The following is a 17,454-nucleotide window of genomic DNA, read 5'->3' on the forward strand; positions in this document are numbered from 1 at the left end:
TGTTACGAGAGGCGGCGATGAGCCGCCTCTTTTTGATTCTGCTGAAGCTTCTCACCACCCTCGTCATCGTCGGGGCGGGGCTTTGGGGCATCGGTCTCCTGCTGTTCCGCCTCAATGGCGCGCTGGCCATCATGGGTGCCATCGCCTTCGGCTTTGCCGCTCTGGCCGGGCTGATCGGCATCTGGACCGGCGCGCTGCGGTTGCCACTGGGCTTCGCCGTCGTGTTCCTCGGCCTGCTCGGCTGGTGGAACAGCATGTCGCCATCCCATGATCGCGACTGGATCCCCGAGCTTGCGCGCCTGCCGGAGATCGCGCGCGAGGGCGACCGCATCTCCGTCACCAATCTGCGTCATTTCCGCTGGCGCACCGAAACCGATTACGATCAGCACTGGGAAACGCGCAGCTTCGACCTGTCGAAGATCGAGGGCGCCGATCTCTTCCTGTCCTACTGGTCCGGCGAGGCGATCGCGCATCTGCTCGTCAGCTTCACCTTCTCGGATTCCCTGCCGCTGACCTTCTCGATCGAGGTTCGGCGCGAGAAGGGTGAGGAATGGTCGTCGCTGGCCGGTTTCTTCCGGACCTATGAGATGGCCTATGTCGCCGCCGACGAGCGCGACATCGTCGGCCTGCGCACCCATGCGCGCGGCGAGGATGTGAGGCTCTTCCGGCTCGCCGCTACCCCGACCCAGGCCCGCGACGTGCTGCTGGCCTATGCCGCCGACATCAACCGGCTGGCGAAGAAGCCGCGCTGGTACAACACGCTGACGACCAATTGCACGACGGTGGTCTATCATCTCGTCGGTTCGGTTGCGCCGGGCTGGACCTTCTCGCTGCCGCTCGATCCGCGCGTGCTGCTCTCGGGCTACCTGCCGGGCTATCTCGCCCGCATCGGCGCGATTCGATCCGACATGCCGCTGGACGAGCTGATTCGACGCGGGCGGATCAGCGAACGGGCGCGCACGCTTTCCCTCGACGATCCCGCGTTTTCGCAGAGGATTCGCGACGGCGTGCCGACGGGACGGCCCTAGCGCCTCGCAGCCATGGGGGCGGGGGCGCGCGGAGCGATCCTCTCACCTCGTCCGGCCGACCGGCGACACGCGTCATAGGACGGCGGGCGCCCGGCACGGGGCCGCGCTGCCGCACAAGGCTGCGGGCTACCTGAAGAAGATCACCGTCTGCAGCAGGAAGAGCGGGATCAGGATCGCGCCTGACCACATCATGTAGCCGAAGAAGCTCGGCATATTGACCTTCCGATCCTTGGCGATGGCGTAGACCATGAAGTTCGGCGCGTTGCCGATATAGCTGTTGGCGCCCATGAAGACCGCGCCGGCCGAGATCGCGGTCAGCGTCAACGCGCCCGTCGTCATCAGGGCTTTCGCGTCGCCGCCGGCAAGTTCGAAGAAGACCAGATAGGTCGGGGCATTGTCGAGGAAGGACGAGAGGAGGCCGGTCAGCCAGAAAAAGGCGACGTTGTTCGGCGTTCCGTCCGCATGCGTCACCAGCGCGACGAGCGATGCGAACGCCCCGTCCTTGCCGGCCTGCAGCATCGCCAGCACCGGGATGATGCAGACGAAGATGCCGGCAAAGAGTTTGGCGACCTCCTTGATCGGCCCCCAGCTGAATTCATTGCCGGCCCGCACGGGCTTCGGGGTCAATGCGAGCGAGAGTCCCGCGAGGCCGAGCAGGATCGCGTCGCGCACCACATTCTGCAGCTCGACATGAACGCCATGGATGTCGAAGACAGTGCCGGGCTTCCAGTTCGCCGACATCAGGATGGCGAGGATGACGCCGCCGAGCAGCGCGATATTGACCTTGCCGAAGAGCTTGATGGCACGGTCCGGCGTCGGATCCTTGAGGGCTGGAGCCCCCTTTTCCTTGCTGAAGAAATAGCTGTCGAGCGCGAAGAACAGTGCCAGCAGCACCGCGACCGCAAAGCTGGTCTCCGGCAGAAGGTGCTGGGTCGTCCAGAAGAAGCTGACGCCGCGCAGGAAGCCGAGAAAGAGCGGCGGATCTCCGAGCGGAGTCAGCGAGCCGCCGATATTCGAGACCAGGAAGATGAAGAACACGACGACATGGACGTTGTGGCGGCGGTCGTCATTGGCGCGCAGCAGCGGCCGGATCATGATGATCGAGGCCCCCGTCGTGCCGACCACACTCGCCATCGCGGTCCCGATCGCCAGCAGAGCCGTATTTGTCGCTGGCGTGCCATGAAGATTCCCGGTGACCAGGATGCCGCCGGCAATGGTGAAGAGCGCGAAGAGCAGGATGATGAACGGGATATATTCGAGCAGCGCGGTGTGAAGCAGTGATCCGAGCGCCGGATCGAAGCCGCGGAAGAGGACGAGGGGCACCAGCACGAGCGCTGCCCAGAAGGCTGCGAACTTGCCGTAATTGAGTTCCCAGAAATGCGGAAACAGGATTGGACCCAGCGCGATCGAAAGCAGCATGCCGGCAAAGGGGAGCGCCCAGGCCGCGCCGAGCGTCGCCCCGCCGATATCGCCCGCCGCGAATGCGAGGCTGGGGATGAGGCACAGCACCAAAGCTGCGCCCGCAAGCGAAATCACTGTCTTCACGGACCCGCTCCCCCCATCCGGATATCGAGCGGTTTCCGTCATCGCCCGGTTGTGTTGTCGCGTAAAGGCTGATCGGAGGGCTAGCAACCTCACGGCGAAATGGCATAGCTGCGCAATCCTGCCGATAGGGCGTGATTCAGATGGGGCCTCGACGATGCAACCGGCTTTCTCCGCACTGTTCGGCCTAGGCCTTCTGGCGGCGTCTTCGTCTTCGGCTTTCGCCCAGGTTGCGGTCGAGGGGATCAAGGTCCAGCTCTTCCTCGAGCGCACCGGCAGGCTCTCGGACGACCTGGTCGGGACGAAGAAGGCGCTCCACAATACCGTGATCGGTGAGGGCGAGGTCGGCGAGCCGGCCGATGCGCTCCTGGTGACGCTCGCCTTCACCGGCGCGAAGAACACCAAATCCTCGGACAAGATCGCCCGCGACCTCGCCTCGCTCACCGTCAGGCAGAAGGCGAAGACCGGCGAGAAGATCCTGCTCCGGCGCGTCTATGGCGGATTCCTCTTCGGCGAGGAGGGACGCATCCACAAGGCCTTCCTGCTCGACAGCGCCACCTGCGCTCCGCTCGAGATCGAGGTGAAGGTCGGCAGGAGCCGCAAGGAAGCGAAGCTGGATTTTTCCTGCAGCGAGTAGAGCTCGGGGAAGATTTGTTATGTCACGGTTCATTCTCGTGGAATAATCTCCTCGATGCGGCGTCCCGCCCGCAGCCTGATTCGGGACCGACCATGTGCCGTTTCCTCGCCTATTCCGGCGTTCCGGTCTTTCTTGAGGATTTCGTCGCCTCGCCCTGCCATTCCCTGATTCACCAGTCGCTCCATGCCGAAGAGTCCAAGACCGGCACGAATGGCGACGGGTTTGGCGTCGGCTGGTATGGCGAGAAGCCGGAGCCCGGGCAGTATCGCGAGGTCCGGCCGGCCTGGTCCGACGAGAACCTGCTCTCGATCGCCCGTCAGGTGCGCTCGCATCTCTTCTTCGCGCATGTGCGTGCTGCGACTGGCACGGCGACGACGCGGGCCAATTGCCATCCCTTCGTCCATGGCCGGCATCTTTTCATGCATAATGGCCAGATCGGCGGCTACGCCCTGATCCGCCGCAAGCTCGAGAGCCTGATTCCCGATTCGCTCTATGCCGCCCGTGTCGGCACGACGGATTCGGAAGCGATCTTCCTGCTGGCGCTCGCCCGCATGGCGGACGGCTATTCGCCCAGCGAAGCGCTGGCCTGGACCTTGGGCGAGGCGCTGGCCCTGATGCAGGCGGCCGGCATTCGCGAGCCCTTGCGCTGTGCCGCCGCGCTCGCCGATGGCGAGACGATCCATGCCGTGCGCTGGTCGTCCGATACGCGTCCGCCGACGCTCTATATCTGCAACCGCAGCGACAGCATCGTCGTCGCGTCCGAGCCGGTCGATGCCGCGCGCGACTGCTGGCAGGCGCTCGGATGCAACTCGATGGTGTCGGTGAAATCAGGCGCGATCACGGTCAGCCCCTTCGAGGTCGGGCTTCGGCAGGCAGCCTGAGTCCACCATCGCTTGCGTCCGCGCGCCGGCTGCGTCACATCGCGCCATGCGCGATTTCGATACCCCGCTTCCGATCGATGCCGTCCTGAACGATCTCGCCGCGGCGCTCCGTGCTGGCCCGAATGCGGTGCTGGTCGCTCCTCCCGGCGCCGGCAAGACCACGCGTGTCCCACTCGCCCTGCTCGACGAGCCCTGGGCGGCTGGCGGCAAGCTGATCATCCTCGAACCGCGCCGGCTCGCGGCTCGCGGCGCTGCCGGCCGCATGGCGCAGACGCTGGGGGAGCGCGTGGGCGACACGGTTGGCTTGCGTGTCCGGCTCGGATCGAAGATTGGGCCGAAGACGCGGATCGAGGTCGTCACCGAGGGGGTCTTCGCCCGGATGATTCTCGACGATCCGGCGCTCGACGGCATCGCCGCCGTGCTCTTTGACGAATTCCACGAACGCTCGCTCGACGCCGATTTCGGTCTCGCCCTGGCGCTCGACGTGCAAGGCGGGTTGCGCGAGGACCTGCGCATCCTGGTGATGTCGGCCACGCTAGACGGGGCGCGGGTCGCAAATCTGCTCGGTGCCGCGCCGGTCATCGAATCGCAGGGCCGGGCCTATCCGGTCGAGACGCGCTATCGCGGCCGAGATCCATTGAAGCGGATCGAGGACCAGGTCACCGAGGCCGTGCAGCAGGCCCTGAACGAGCAACCGGGTTCGCTCCTCGTCTTCCTGCCAGGACAGGGTGAGATCAGGCGGGTCGAGGAGCGGCTGCGCGAACGGGTGCGCGATCCTGCGGTCGAGATCGCGCCGCTCTATGGCGCGCTCGATCAGGCCGAGCAGGATCGCGCCGTGCTGCCGGCGCCGGCCGGACGGCGCAAGATCGTGCTGGCGACCTCGATCGCCGAGACCTCGCTCACCATTGAGGGGGTGCGTGTGGTGGTCGATTCCGGCCTCGCGCGCGTCCCCGTCTACGAGCCGGATATCGGCGTGACCCGTCTCGAGACCCGCCGGGTCAGTCGCGCCGCCGCCGACCAGCGCCGCGGCCGCGCCGGCCGCACCGAACCGGGCGTGTGCTACCGCCTCTGGGAGGAGGCTGGCACCGGCGCGCTGGAAGCCTTCGCCCGGCCCGAAATCCTCTCTGCGGATCTCGCGCCGCTGCTGCTTGATTGCGCGGCCTGGGGCGTCGCCGATCCGACATCGCTTGCCTTTCTCGACCAGCCGCCAGCCCCTGCCCTGAAGGAGGCGCGGGCGCTGCTGCTCAATCTTGGCGCACTCGCCGAGGATGGCCGCATCACCGCCGACGGCCGGGCCTTGCAGGCCTTGCCGTTGCCGCCACGCCTCGCCCGTATGGTCGTCGTCGCCGCGCGTTTCGGCCAGGCCAGGGCAGCGGCGGAACTGGCGGCGCTGCTGGTCGAGCGGGGGCTCGGCGGGGATGCGACGGATCTCGCCGAGCGGGCCGAGCGCTTCGGGCGGGAGCGCGGTGGTCGCGCCGCCGATATGCGTCGCCTCGCGGAGGGCTGGGCCCGGTTGGCGCAGAAGGCGAGCCCGCCGGGCCGCGACGCCCCGGGCTCCATCGGTTTCCTGCTCGCGCTCGCCTATCCCGATCGAATCGCCAGGCTTCGCACACCGGGTTCGGGTCAGTATCTCCTGGCCAATGGCCGTGGTGCGGCGCTGGAGCCGACACAGCGCCTCGCCCGCGAGCCCTGGATCGTCGTGGCGGACATGACGGGCATGGCACAGCAGGCCCGAATCCTCGGCGGTGCCGCGATCGGTGAAGACGAAGTCCTGCGTCAGGCCGCCGAGGGCCTCGCGTCCTTCGGCCTGGAGGAGCGGACGGAAACGATCTTCGACCGCAATGCCCGCGCCCTGCGCGCGCGCGCGATCAGGCGCTATGGCGCGATCAGCCTGTCCGAGCGCCCGCTTCCGGTTGGGGGGACGCCGGAGAACGCTGCGGTGCTGGCCGTTGGCGTCGCGACGCTGGGCGTCGGGTTGTTGCCATGGACGAAGGCACAGCAGCAATTGCGCGAACGCACTGCCTTCCTGCAGCAGGCCGCGGCCGGCTCTGCCGGCGACAATCCCTGGCCAGACCTGTCCGATGCCGGGCTCGCGGCAGAGCCGGAACTCTGGCTGGCGCCCCATATCGAGGGGCGAACCTCGCTTGCCGCGATCGAGCCGGCTGACCTGGACGCGGCGCTGGGAAGCCTGCTGCCCTGGGATCTGAAACGCCGGCTCGATGCCGAGGCGCCGACGCATTTCGCCGCACCGACCGGCTCTCATCTCGCCGTCGACTACGCGGCCGAGGCAGGGCCGACTATCTCGGTGCGCGTGCAGGAGCTTTACGGGCTCGCCCAGCACCCCTCGCTCGCGGCCGGCCGCGTGCCGCTCGTTCTGGAGCTGCTGTCGCCGGCGCATCGACCGATCCAGGTGACCCGCGATCTGCCGGGCTTCTGGCGCGGCTCCTGGGCTGCAGTGAAGGCCGACATGAAGGGCCGATATCCCCGCCATCTCTGGCCGGACGATCCGGCCGCAGCTTTGCCGACGACGCGAGCGAAGCCGCGCGGCACCTGAGGTCCCCTCAATTTCCCATCCGGTCGCGCCATTGTCTCTCGCCCGAGAGGCAGGACACGCGCGGCTCCTTGGACTGCGCCTTCTGGATGGTAGCCTCGGCAGCCTGAGTTTCGGCAATCTCGCGCACCAGCTTGGTGCGGGTCGCATCGACGAACTGGTGACGCTCGCGGATCGGGATCACGAAGGCGCCGATGCCGGTGACCACGCAATCCTCGTAATAGACGTCGAGATTGTCGATATCGAAATAGCTCGCCTGCTTCAGCATCACCGGCAGGCCGTTGATGCTGATGCCCTTGTCGCGGGCATCGTCGCGCGCGGCGGTAACGGGGCGCCCGTCATTGTTGGCGCCGTCGCCCGAGATGTCGATCACACGGCGCATCGCGGTGACATTGGCCTGCTCGAGCAACTGCATGCCGAGATCGATCGCGCCCGAAATCGACGTCCGCCGGCCGCGCCGCGTCTGGGCCTCGCCCAGTTCCTCGGCAAAGGCGATGGCCGATTGCGGCGTGTCGATGACTGTCCAGGGCTTGACGATATGCTGGAAATTGCCGCCGGCCCATTCGAAATAGGTCACGGCGATCTTGCCGAGCGCGCCTTTGGCGATGGCGTCGTGCAGCTGTTTCGAGCGAAAGGCCTCGATATAGCCGCCGCGCTGCAGCGCGAGCTCGTCGAGATCCATGGAGTAGGAAATGTCGACCGCCAGCACGAGGGCGAGATCGACCTCGTCGGGCGGGGTGGCCGCCGGCTGCGCATTCGACGCCGTGCTCGTCCAGAAGCCGGCCGCCGCAAGACTCAAGAGACCGAACAGCACGTGCCGCATCGCCACCTCCGCCATCAGGGCGCGGCGGAAGTGTGCACCTCGTTTCGGCTCTCGCCAAGATTGATTTATCGGCAGGCTCAGCCCGCGCGGCGGGCGTCCACGATGGCGATCGCGGCCGCGACCGCCTCTTCGACTGTCAGCGCCGAGGTGTCGAGGATATCCGCATCCTCCGCCGCCTTCAGCGGCGCATCGCTGCGGCCGGAATCACGGGCATCGCGGCGCCTGATATCGGCCAGGATGCCCTCGAAGGTGGCAAGCTCGCCGCGCCCGGCCAGTTCCTTGTGGCGTCGGGCCGCGCGTACCTCCGGCGTCGCGGTGACGAAGAGCTTGGCCGGAGCCTCGGGGCAGATCACCGTGCCGATATCGCGCCCATCGAGAACGGCCCCGCCCGGCTGCCCGGCGAAGCGGCGCTGCCGGTCGATCAGTCCCTTGCGGACCGCCGGCATCGCCGCAACGACGGATGCCGCCTCGCCGATCTCGCGGCCACGCAGGCTGTCCTCGGCGAAGGCCTTTTCATCGAATGTCGAGACGATGACTGCGGCGGCCTCGGCATCATGGATATCCTTGCCCGCGTCCCGCATTGCGCGGGCCACCATGCGATAGAGCAGGCCGGTATCGAGATAGGGCAGGCCGTAATGGGCCGCGAGCCGCCGCGCCAGCGTACCCTTGCCCGAGGCGGCGGGGCCGTCCACGGCGATGACCAGGCGCTTGCGCATCGCGGCAGGGCTCATGCGATCTCTGCGCCCAGCCCGTTCATCAGGCTGATGAAGGTCGGGAAGCTGGTCGCGATCATCGCTCCGTCATCGACCTGCATCGGTTTTTGCGTCGCCAGCCCCATGACGAGGAAGCTCATCGCGATGCGGTGGTCGAGATGGGTCGCGGCCGTGCCGCCCCCCGCGACCGTGCCGTTTCCGCCCTCGACGACGAGGTCGTCGCCTTCGATCCGGCAGGTCACGCCCGCGGCCTTCAGCCCGGCTTCGACTGCGGCGAGCCGGTCGGATTCCTTGACGCGCAGCTCCTGCAGCCCCCGCATCCGGGTCGTCCCCGTGGCGAAGGACGCAGCGACCGCGAGGACCGGATACTCGTCGATCATCGATGGCGCGCGCTCCGGCGGCACCTCGACGCCCTTGAGGGCGCCGGCGCGGACGCGCAGCGTTGCAACCGTCTCGCCGCCTTCATTGGCCTCGCTTTCGACCGTGATGTCGGCGCCCATCTCGCGCAGCGTGGTCAGCAGCCCGCTGCGGAGCGGATTGGTCATCACGCTCTCGATCAGGATGTCGGAGCCCGGCACGATCAGTGCAGCGACCAGCGGGAAGGCGGCGGAGGAGGGGTCGGCAGGCACCACGATCGGCGCCGCCTGCAATTCGGGCTGGCCCTTCAGCACGATCCGCCGGCCATGGGCGCCTTCAGGTGTCACCCGCACCTCGGCCCCGAAATGCGCCAGCATCTTCTCGGTATGATCGCGCGTCGCTTCGGTTTCGATCACCGTGGTCTCGCCCGGGGCGGCGAGGCCGGCGAGCAGCACGGCCGACTTGATCTGCGCCGAGGCGACCGGTGTGCGATAGGTGATCGGCAGCGCCTCCTTCGGCCCGCGGATCGTCAACGGCACGCGTCCGCCCTCTTCCTGCGACAGGATGGTCGCGCCCATCAGTTCGAGCGGATCGAGGATACGCCGCATTGGCCGCTTCCGCAGCGAGGCGTCGCCATCGAAGGTGGTGGTGATCGGATGGGCGCCGCAAACGCCCATCATCAGGCGTGAGCCAGTGCCGGCATTGCCGAAATCGAGCAGGCCGGCCGGCTCCCTCAGCCCGCCGACGCCGACGCCCTGGACGCGCCAGGCGCCGGGTCCGTCATGATGCACGATCGCGCCGAGCGCGCGGGCTGCATCGGCTGTTCGCAATACGTCCTCGCCTTCGAGCAGGCCGGTGACCTTGGTCTCGCCGATGGCGAGCAAGCCGAAGATCATCGCGCGATGCGAGATCGACTTGTCGCCGGGAACCCGGACACGGCCGGAGAGTGGGCCGGAGGCCCGGGCGGTGACGGGAGTTGGGTGCTGCGCGTGGGCCACGTCGATCGTCTCTGGCTGCTTGATCTTGGACGCTGGCTGCCTAGCATGGCCACCCGTCCTGCGCCACGCGCGAGACGTGAATGAAATCAGCATTTGACAGGGCCGGCCGGCACGACTAACGGACGCGCCTGCTTTTCAAAACATGAATGAATGAAGGTCCGACGCAGTGGCGAAACCGGAACTTGGTACCAAGCGCGTTTGCCCGACCACGGGACGCAAATTCTACGACCTGAACAAGGACCCGATTGTCTCGCCCTATACGGGGCAGGCTTTCCCGCGTTCGATGTTCGAGCCGCAGGCCAAAGCGGCCGCGGTTGTCGCCAAGGAAGCGGATGACGAGGACGAGACCGAGGCCGCTGACGGCGCGGTCGAGCTTGTCTCTCTCGATGAGGCTGATGCCGAGACGAGCGAGAAGGACGCGGTTGTCACCAGCGAGGACGACATCGAGGTCGAGGACGACATCGCTGCCGAGGAAGACGACACGTTCCTGGAAGAGGACGAGGAAGGCGATGATGACGTCTCCGATCTGATCGATGGCGACATCGAGGGCGACGAGGACGTCTGAGGACAAAAAATATTTCTGCGATATAGGTGCTTGTGTCTTCCGCCGAGCCCGCCTATAGAGCCCTCCGTCGCGACAGTGACGACGCGGACATCGCCGGGCTTCGAAGTTGAAGCCACTCCTGCGGTGTCCGGGAATTTGCCGGTTGACCCCCAAATCAATCGGCCAGCGTGGGGCCATAGCTCAGTTGGGAGAGCGCTTGAATGGCATTCAAGAGGTCGGCGGTTCGATTCCGCCTGGCTCCACCAAATCTTCCGATCCGGATCACATCATCGAGAGTGGCGGGTCGCCTCTGCGACCGTGATCCTGGGTTGCCGCGCTCGGCCCTCAGGGTTGCTCAGAGCCCGTCGAACAGATCGCTCCCGAGAATCACCATTGCGGTCGCCCGACTATGTCGGGCGTTCTCGCCGGGAAGGCCCAACCGGCCGACAGCTCAGCGATTCGTTGGTGCGCGCCGGCGAGATGCCTGATTCCCCGAATTTGTCATTGCCCCCGCACTAGGGCAAAGGGCTTGCCTGCAATGGGGAGAGGCAGGCCATGCGATCGCAGATCAATGCGCGCCTGAAGCTGCGGCAGATCGAGATCGTCATTGCCGTGGCCGAGCAGGGCAGCTTCCTGGCCGCGGCCCACACGCTCAGCATCACGCAGCCCGCGGTGTCGAAGGCGGTGCAGGATGTCGAGCAGATCGTCGGCCATCCCATCTTCGACCGGATGGCGCGCGGCGTGATGATCAATCCCTTCGGCCGCGCCGTTGTCGAGCGCGGCCGGGCCATGCTGTCGCTGGTCGAGCGGCTCACCGACGATATCGGGCTGATCGAGCAGGGACAGGCCGGCACGCTGGTCATCGGCGCCCTGCCGACAGCTGCGACGAGCGTGCTGCCGCCGACGCTCGGCCGGCTGCGCGCGTCCAATCCCGAGCTGAACATCAGGCTGGTGCAGGGACGCACGGCCGAGCTGATGCCGCAGCTCGAGAGCGGCAAGCTCGATCTGATCGTCGGGCGGCTCTACGAGCTCGAGACCGCGCATGATGTTCACCGCGAGACGATCTATCACGAGCCGATCTCGGTCCTGGCACGAGCCGGCCATCCCTTGCTCGGGCGCCCTGGCAGCCCGCGAACCGAGCTCGGTAAGTTCGGTCTCGTGCTACCCTCGCTGGAACAGCGCCTTGGCCAGGAGATCGACGCGGTGATCGCCTATTCCGGGTTGGAGATGCTGGCTGCGCCGCTACGCTCGACCTCGATTTCCTTCATCCGCGAGCTCGTCCTGTCGAGCGATTACGTCACCGTCCTTCCGCGGCTGATGCTCGCCGGGGATCTCGGCCGCGGTGCTGTCAGGATCTTGCCCATTCCGATGGTCTCTGGCAGCCGGCCGGCCGGAATCATCACCTTGCGCCATCGCCGACGGTCGCCGAGCCTCGGGGCCCTGCTGGCGGCGCTGCGCGATCATCTGCGCGAATTGCGGGCGACCGGCCTGCTCGACGAGGACGGCGCCTCGCCGGATGCGCTCGCCGGCACGTGATATTCCCGGCACTTATAGCTCTTGTGAACCAGCAGACGAAGACGCGTCGGGCATCCTGCGGATAGCTTCCGGCGTCACATCCGCAGGGTTCGCAGCTCATGCTTCCGCAGGCTTCAAGACAGTGCGTATCCGAGCATTACGTCGACATTCTCATCCGTGAGGCGCGCACCTGTCTGCTGATGGCGGCGCGGGCGCTCGATCTCGATTGCGGCCCGATGTCTGGGGGCCTGCATGATGTCGTGGACGCCGAATTCTTCCCAGGCGATCAGGTCAGGTCCAATGTCCTGAACAATATCGGTCATCGCGACCCGGCGAGCGTCAGACCGCGCGCCGCGCGGTTCGACTTCGACGATATCTGCCAGATTCTCTGATCGCGGAGAGCATCATGCTGCAAACCGTTTCCCCGCGCACCAACCCGCCGCGACTTTGCTTCATCGGCTTCGGCGAGGCCGGGCAAGCCTTCGCCGGCGGCCTGCTCGAAGCCGGCATCGTCGAGATTGCCGCCTTCGACACCGCGGGTACGCAGGAGCGCGTCCGCAAGCCGGCAGAGCGCCTGGGCGTCCGCCTCACCGACAGCCTCGAGGCCGCGCTGGCCGGCGCCGACTTCGTGTTCTCGGCTGTCACCGCGGCCGACAGCCTCGACGCCGCCTGCCAGGCTGCGTCGCGTCTTACCTCCGGCCAGGTCTTCGTCGACGTCAATTCGGTATCGCCCGGCCGCAAGCGCGAGGCGGCCGCGGCTTTTGCCGCGCCGGGTGCCTATATCGACCTCGCGATCATGGCGCCGGTTCACCCCAAGCGCCATGCCACACGGTGCCTGGTCGCCGGTGAGGCGGCCGAGAGCTTCATCGCGATCTTCGGGAGCTTCGGCATGGAGCTCGCGCTGGCAGGGCCGGAGATCGGCTCGGCAACCATCATCAAGATGATCCGCAGCGTCATGGTCAAAGGACTGGAGGCGTTGACCTATGAATGTTTCATGGCTGCGCGCGTCGCGGGAATCGACCCGTTGATCCTCGACTCCCTCGGGCGCAGCTATCCCGGGCTCGATTGGCCAACGGTCGTTCCCTACAATGTCAGCCGCATGCTGCAGCATGGCGTCCGGCGTGCCGCCGAAATGCGAGAGGTCGCGCTGACGCTTCGCGAGCTTGGCATCGACCCGGCCGTCACCGAGGGCGTCGTTCTACAGCAGGATCGACTTGGACGCTTGCCGTTGCAGGCCGAGCCCGAAGACGGCTTCGCGATGCTTGATGCCGTACGCGCCGCACTCTCCGGGCAGAAGGCGGAGCCCTCATAGTCGCAAAATTATAGCTGAAGCCCCAAACATCGCGAAGACCGCTCCGGGCGAAGCCGATACCCAACGGGCAAACAAGAAAATGAGCCGGCGCAGCAAGCCGGTCAGATTGGCTCAGGGAGTGGATACGGCGGCCGCGAGTCCGACGCCAACCCATGGCCATTCGCGCGCAGGCTTCCTTCGCCTTGGTCATGACTGCCCGCACCGCCTAGTATCAGGCAAATCGGCCCATGAAATGCTGGCGGCGGGCGCATGAATCGCTATCCGATGTTCAACCCGCAGCTGCTGCTCAGCTTCGTCGCGGTCTGCGAGAGCCAGAGCTTCACCCGCGCCGCCGACCGCGTGTCCCTGTCGCAGTCCACCGTCAGCCAGCAGGTCAGGCGCCTGGAGGAGATGCTGGGCAAGCCGCTCTTCGAGCGCACCTCGCATCAGGTTGAGCTGACCGAGGAGGGTGGGCGGCTGCTGAGCTATGCGCGACGCATCATCGCCCTGAACGAGGAGGCGCATGACGCCTTGACCGGTTTCTGGCGCGACGGCGTGCTGCGGCTTGGCATGCCGGAGGACTTTACGGTCCCAACCGTCGACCTGCTGGCGGCATTCAGCCGTGAGCAGCCGCATCTGCGGCTGGACGTCACCAGCGGCCTCAGCGCCGATCTGCGCAGCGCCTATGAGCGCGAAGAGCTGGACCTGATCCTGGTCAAGCAGCGCCGCCGCCAACCGCCGCGCGCCGCCAGGCTCGAACCGTTGCTGTGGCTGGACAGCCTGGCGCACCCGGCCATCGAACGCTCGCCGGTGCCGCTGGCGGTGTTCCCGCTCAACGGTCTCTATCGCGAAGAGCTCTGCCAGGCGCTGGACAGCCTCGGCATTCGCTGGCGTGTGAGCTACAGCAGCGCCAGCCTGGCTGCCCTCGCTGCCGCCTCCGCCGCCGGGCTGGGCGTGACCCTGCTGCCGGTCGGCTGCCGGCTGCCCGGCCACCGCACGCTGGGCACAGCGGAAGGCTTGCCGCCGGTGAACGATTTCGAGCTGGCGCTGTACTACCGCGACAACGCTCCTGCCGCGGCCGTCGTTCTGGCGGAAAGGCTAGCCGAGTTCTGCCGGCTGGAACGATGAGCGGGCCAGGGTGACGGCGTTGCGTTGCCCGCGACGGACATCATTGCCAAATCGAATAGTCATCATTGGCAAATATCGCTGCCAACCCACGCAGCCCATTCGTAATCTAGGAGCCGAAACGCCCAGACCCAAGTTTAAGGAAACAAACGTGGAAAGCGTCCATCACCAAAGCCGCAGGGGCTTTCTCGGCCAGACCGGGAAACTCACCACCGCTTGCGCCGTCATCGGCCTGGCCGGTGGTGGTGCACAGGCTGCGCCGGCCAGCGCGAGCCGCCCCGCATCCGAGGCCGGCGCGACCACGCTGACCGATCGTCATTACTATCTGAGCGACGTGCGGCTTGAAGCAGGCTTCGAGTATGACGGTGATACGGTCGTCGGCACCCGCACCACGCTCCACACGCTTGAGATCAAGGACGGCAAGATCGCCGCACTGCACCCGGCAAACACCGCCCCGCCCGCCGGCGTGCCGCGCTATCAGGCGCACGGCCAGCTCATGCTGCCGGCGATGCGCGACATGCACATTCATCTGGACAAGACGTTCTATGGGGGCCCATGGCAGGCACCGCGACCGCGCCAGGGCAAGACCATCCTGGACATGATCGCGCTGGAACAGGATCTGCTCCCCAAGCTCCTGCCGACCTCGCAGCAGCGCGCCGAGCAGCTGATTGCCCTTCTGCAGTCCAAGGGCACGACCGTGGCGCGCAGCCATTGCAACATCGATCCGGTCAGTGGGCTGAAAAGCCTGGAGCATCTGCAGCGCGCGCTGGAGAATCACCGCAGCGATTTCAGCTGCGAGATCGTCGCATTCCCGCAGCACGGCCTGCTGCATTCCAAGGTCGACGGCTTGATGCGCGAAGCCATGCAGATGGGCGTGCACTATGTCGGCGGGCTGGATCCGACCAATGTCGACGGTTCGATGCAGAAATCGCTCGACGCGATGTTCCAGATCGCTCTCGATACCGGCAAGGGCGTCGATATCCACCTGCATGAGACCAATCCGGCGGGGGTGGCCGCGATCAACCACATGATCGATACGGTGGAGAAAAATCCGGCACTGCGGGGCAAGGTGACCATCAGCCACGCCTTCGCGCTCACCACGCTTGCTCCGGAGGCCCTGGCTGAGACGGCCTCCCGCCTGGCCGCGCAGCAGATGACCATCGCCTCGACGGTCCCGATCGGCAGCCTGATGATGCCGCTGCCGCGGCTGAGCGAAGCAGGCGTCTTCGTGATGACTGGGACCGACAGCGTGATCGATCACTGGTCACCCTTCGGCTGCGCCGACATGCTGGAAAAGGCCAACCTGTATGCTCAGCTCTACCGGGGTAGCGACGAGTTCCGGCTGTCGCGTGCCATGGCCATCTCCACAGGCGGGGTGCTGCCCTTGGACGACAAGGGCAATCGCGTCTGGCCAAAGGCCGGCGATGACGCAGCCTTCACCCTGGTCGGGGCCAGTTGCTCCGCCGAGGCGGTCGCCCGCCTGCCGGCACGCAGCGCCACCTTCCATCGCGGGCGCATGGTCTATGGCAGCGTCGGCAACGCCTGATAGCGGTCCGTCCTCACCCTCCTGGCGCCCTGTCCGAGGCCGCCAGGAGAGGAAGCACCTTGCTGGGCCGTTGCGCAGCGCGTAGGGCGGCCGGGCACGTCACCCCGTCGCGAAGAATGCGAGCCGGTTGAAGAGCGTGTAGTGCGCTTCGAAGACCATGATCGCCACGAAGACCATCAAGGCCGCGGGCGGTAGCAGGATCGCGTAGGCGAGCGCCAGGCGCTCCCAGGCCATGTGCATGAAGACCGCGACGATCAACCCCGCCTTCAGCGCCATGAAGAGCAAGATCAGCGACCAGCGCAGATAGCCGACGAGGCCGAAGTAATCGACCATGTAGGAGCAGGCACTGAGGATGAACAGCCAGGCCCAGACGACGAGATAGAGCCGGATCGGATGCTGCTGCGTATCGCCATGCGGAGTGTTTGACTGAGCCATGTCGACCTCTCACCAGAGATAGAACAGCGCGAAGATGAAGACCCAGACGAGATCGACGAAGTGCCAGTACAGGCCGGTGATCTCGACGATTTCGTAGCGGCCCTTCCGGCTCGTGAAGAATCCGCGTCGCGCCTGGTCGAAATCGCCGCGCCAGACCTTCCGCGCGATGATCAGCAGGAAGATCACGCCGATCGTGACATGGGTGCCGTGGAAGCCGGTGATCATGAAGAAACTCGAGCCGAATTGCTCGGCGCCCCAGGGATTGCCCCAGGGACGGACGCCTTCCGCGATCAGCTTCGACCATTCGAAGGCCTGCATGCCGACGAAGGTTGCGCCGAGCAGCGCGGTCAGCAGCATCAGGATCGCCGTCTTCCGGCGGTCGCGCCGGTAGCCGAAATTGACGGCCATCGCCATGGTGCCGCTGCTGCTGATCAGCACGAAGGTCATGATGGCGATCAGGATCAACGGCAGGTGGTGGCCGCCGATCTCGAGCGCGAAGACCTCGCTCGGATTGGGCCAGGGCACGACGGTCGACATTCTCACTGTCATGTAGGAGATCAGGAAGGTGCCGAAGATGAATGTGTCGCTGAGCAGGAAGATCCACATCATGGCCTTCCCCCAGGAGGCCGTCCTGAACGCTCGCTGATCCGCGGACCAGTCCGCCTCGACACTGCTCCAGCCGGTGAGATGCGTGCCTTCGGGCCTCAGGGCGGTTGGCGATAGCTCGTTCATCGGTCGCGCCTCCTAGCTCAGCAATCCGCGACAAATCTCGATCAGGTCGTCGGTCCAGCGCATCAGCAGGCTGAAGAGAATGAGCCAGACCAGCAGCAGGAAATGCCAGTAGATCGCGCAGAGCTCGACGCTGAGGCGCAAGGTGCCCGATGCCTGGGGGGTGCCCCCGGTCGGTGCGAAAGACCGGGCCGTCGTCCGGCCCAGCGCCACGAGACCTCCAAGCATGTGCAGGCCGTGGATTGCGGTGACCAGATAGAAGAAGGCGCTCGCCGGGTTCGCCGCGCTGAAATAGCCGGCAGCCGCGAGCTCGCGCCAGGCCAGCACCTGTCCGGCGAGGAAGGCCAGCGAGCAGACCCCTGCGGCCAGCAGCCCGGAGCGGATGCTGGCTGGTTCGTCACAGCGCGCAGCGATCACCGCCGAATGCAGGGCGACGCTGGCGAGCATCAGCAGTCCGGTGTTGAACCAGAGCACGGTCGGCATCGGCAGCGAGCGCCAGTCCGCCATGCTCATGCGCATTGAATAGGCGCTGATCAGGAGCGCGAAGAGGGAGCCGGCGACGGCGAGGAAGGCGCCGAGGCCGAGCTTGGCGATCAAGGGGGATCGCGTCCCGGTATCACCGGCCTGGTCGATGACCCCGACTTCGAGCCAGGGCTTGGCTGTCAGCCGCTGATGCGACAGCCACCAGCCCGCGAGGGTTGCCATCATGACCATGAACAGGACGATGACGCTCATGATG

Annotated in this window: 17 protein-coding genes and 1 tRNA gene; 11 read left to right on the top strand and 7 right to left on the bottom strand. The window is 66.3% G+C overall.

Annotated elements, in window-relative coordinates; translation table 11 throughout:
* Window positions 1–17 precede the first annotated feature (17 nt).
* Window positions 18–1,028, top strand: coding sequence for an Lnb N-terminal periplasmic domain-containing protein (locus AB4099_RS13960; RefSeq protein WP_441478503.1), 1,011 nt, complete (start codon window positions 18–20; stop codon window positions 1,026–1,028).
* Between the two features lie 126 nt (window positions 1,029–1,154).
* Here AB4099_RS13960 and AB4099_RS13965 read toward each other — a convergent pair whose 3' ends face one another.
* Complete coding sequence (locus tag AB4099_RS13965) at window positions 1,155–2,615, bottom strand: sodium:proton antiporter (protein WP_441478504.1); 1,461 nt, start codon at window positions 2,613–2,615, stop codon at window positions 1,155–1,157.
* Between the two features lie 112 nt (window positions 2,616–2,727).
* Between AB4099_RS13965 and AB4099_RS13970 the strand changes: the two genes are divergently transcribed.
* From AB4099_RS13970 to hrpB, 3 genes are all read left to right on the top strand, one after another.
* Window positions 2,728–3,207 carry a hypothetical protein gene (locus tag AB4099_RS13970; RefSeq protein WP_441478505.1) on the top strand — a complete coding sequence of 160 codons (480 nt, stop codon included), beginning with the start codon at window positions 2,728–2,730 and terminating at the stop codon, window positions 3,205–3,207.
* A gap of 92 nt (window positions 3,208–3,299) precedes the next feature.
* Window positions 3,300–4,088: a class II glutamine amidotransferase gene (locus AB4099_RS13975; RefSeq protein ID WP_441478506.1), complete on the top strand. Its 789-nt coding sequence runs from the start codon at window positions 3,300–3,302 to the stop codon at window positions 4,086–4,088.
* A gap of 46 nt (window positions 4,089–4,134) precedes the next feature.
* Window positions 4,135–6,642: an ATP-dependent helicase HrpB gene (gene hrpB / locus AB4099_RS13980; protein WP_441478507.1), complete on the top strand. Its 2,508-nt coding sequence runs from the start codon at window positions 4,135–4,137 to the stop codon at window positions 6,640–6,642.
* 7 nt (window positions 6,643–6,649) lie between these two features.
* Here hrpB and AB4099_RS13985 read toward each other — a convergent pair whose 3' ends face one another.
* The 3 genes from AB4099_RS13985 to aroA all read right to left on the bottom strand — a co-directional run bounded on the left by AB4099_RS13985 (window position 6,650) and on the right by aroA (window position 9,530).
* Window positions 6,650–7,462 carry a DUF1194 domain-containing protein gene (locus AB4099_RS13985; protein WP_441478508.1) on the bottom strand — a complete coding sequence of 271 codons (813 nt, stop codon included), beginning with the start codon at window positions 7,460–7,462 and terminating at the stop codon, window positions 6,650–6,652.
* Between the two features lie 77 nt (window positions 7,463–7,539).
* Window positions 7,540–8,166 carry a (d)CMP kinase gene (gene cmk, locus AB4099_RS13990; protein ID WP_441478747.1) on the bottom strand — a complete coding sequence of 209 codons (627 nt, stop codon included), beginning with the start codon at window positions 8,164–8,166 and terminating at the stop codon, window positions 7,540–7,542.
* 23 nt (window positions 8,167–8,189) lie between these two features.
* Window positions 8,190–9,530, bottom strand: coding sequence for a 3-phosphoshikimate 1-carboxyvinyltransferase (aroA, locus tag AB4099_RS13995; protein WP_441478509.1), 1,341 nt, complete (start codon window positions 9,528–9,530; stop codon window positions 8,190–8,192).
* A gap of 166 nt (window positions 9,531–9,696) precedes the next feature.
* On the opposite strand from aroA, the gene AB4099_RS14000 reads away from it, so the two are divergent.
* The 7 genes from AB4099_RS14000 (at window position 9,697) to AB4099_RS14030 (ending at window position 15,551) form a co-directional block, all read left to right on the top strand.
* A complete protein-coding gene (locus AB4099_RS14000) occupies window positions 9,697–10,095 on the top strand; it encodes a TIGR02300 family protein (protein WP_113515648.1) in 399 nt (132 codons plus the stop codon).
* 169 nt (window positions 10,096–10,264) lie between these two features.
* Window positions 10,265–10,340 (top strand) — tRNA-Ala (locus AB4099_RS14005).
* 289 nt (window positions 10,341–10,629) lie between these two features.
* The gene (locus AB4099_RS14010; RefSeq protein WP_441478510.1) at window positions 10,630–11,610 is read left to right on the top strand and encodes a LysR substrate-binding domain-containing protein; all 981 of its coding nucleotides are present in this window, start codon (window positions 10,630–10,632) and stop codon (window positions 11,608–11,610) included.
* A 98-nt stretch (window positions 11,611–11,708) separates the two neighbouring features.
* Window positions 11,709–11,981 (top strand): nitroreductase family protein, encoded by a 273-nt coding sequence (locus tag AB4099_RS14015; protein ID WP_441478511.1) that lies wholly within the window; start codon window positions 11,709–11,711, stop codon window positions 11,979–11,981.
* Window positions 11,982–11,995: 14 nt separating this feature from the next.
* Window positions 11,996–12,901, top strand: a complete 906-nt coding sequence (locus tag AB4099_RS14020; protein ID WP_441478512.1) for an NAD(P)-dependent oxidoreductase — start codon at window positions 11,996–11,998, stop codon at window positions 12,899–12,901.
* Window positions 12,902–13,150: 249 nt separating this feature from the next.
* Entirely contained in the window at window positions 13,151–14,008 is an 858-nt protein-coding gene (locus tag AB4099_RS14025; protein ID WP_113515645.1) for a LysR family transcriptional regulator, read from the top strand.
* A gap of 148 nt (window positions 14,009–14,156) precedes the next feature.
* Window positions 14,157–15,551: an amidohydrolase family protein gene (locus AB4099_RS14030; RefSeq protein WP_113515644.1), complete on the top strand. Its 1,395-nt coding sequence runs from the start codon at window positions 14,157–14,159 to the stop codon at window positions 15,549–15,551.
* 99 nt (window positions 15,552–15,650) lie between these two features.
* On the opposite strand, the gene AB4099_RS14035 is transcribed toward AB4099_RS14030, so the two are convergent.
* Genes AB4099_RS14035 through AB4099_RS14045 form a run of 3 tightly spaced genes read right to left on the bottom strand, consistent with a single transcriptional unit; the run spans window position 15,651 to window position 17,450 of the window.
* Window positions 15,651–15,986 carry a cytochrome C oxidase subunit IV family protein gene (locus AB4099_RS14035; protein ID WP_113515643.1) on the bottom strand — a complete coding sequence of 112 codons (336 nt, stop codon included), beginning with the start codon at window positions 15,984–15,986 and terminating at the stop codon, window positions 15,651–15,653.
* A 9-nt stretch (window positions 15,987–15,995) separates the two neighbouring features.
* The gene (locus AB4099_RS14040) at window positions 15,996–16,718 is read right to left on the bottom strand and encodes a heme-copper oxidase subunit III family protein (protein WP_113515642.1); all 723 of its coding nucleotides are present in this window, start codon (window positions 16,716–16,718) and stop codon (window positions 15,996–15,998) included.
* A 12-nt stretch (window positions 16,719–16,730) separates the two neighbouring features.
* A complete protein-coding gene (locus tag AB4099_RS14045; RefSeq protein ID WP_441478513.1) occupies window positions 16,731–17,450 on the bottom strand; it encodes a cytochrome c oxidase subunit 3 in 720 nt (239 codons plus the stop codon).
* Window positions 17,451–17,454: the final 4 nt, after the last annotated feature.

The sequence above is a fragment of the Allobosea sp. 2KB_26 genome, from assembly GCF_052115715.1.
Taxonomy (GTDB): Bacteria; Pseudomonadota; Alphaproteobacteria; order Rhizobiales; family Beijerinckiaceae; genus Allobosea.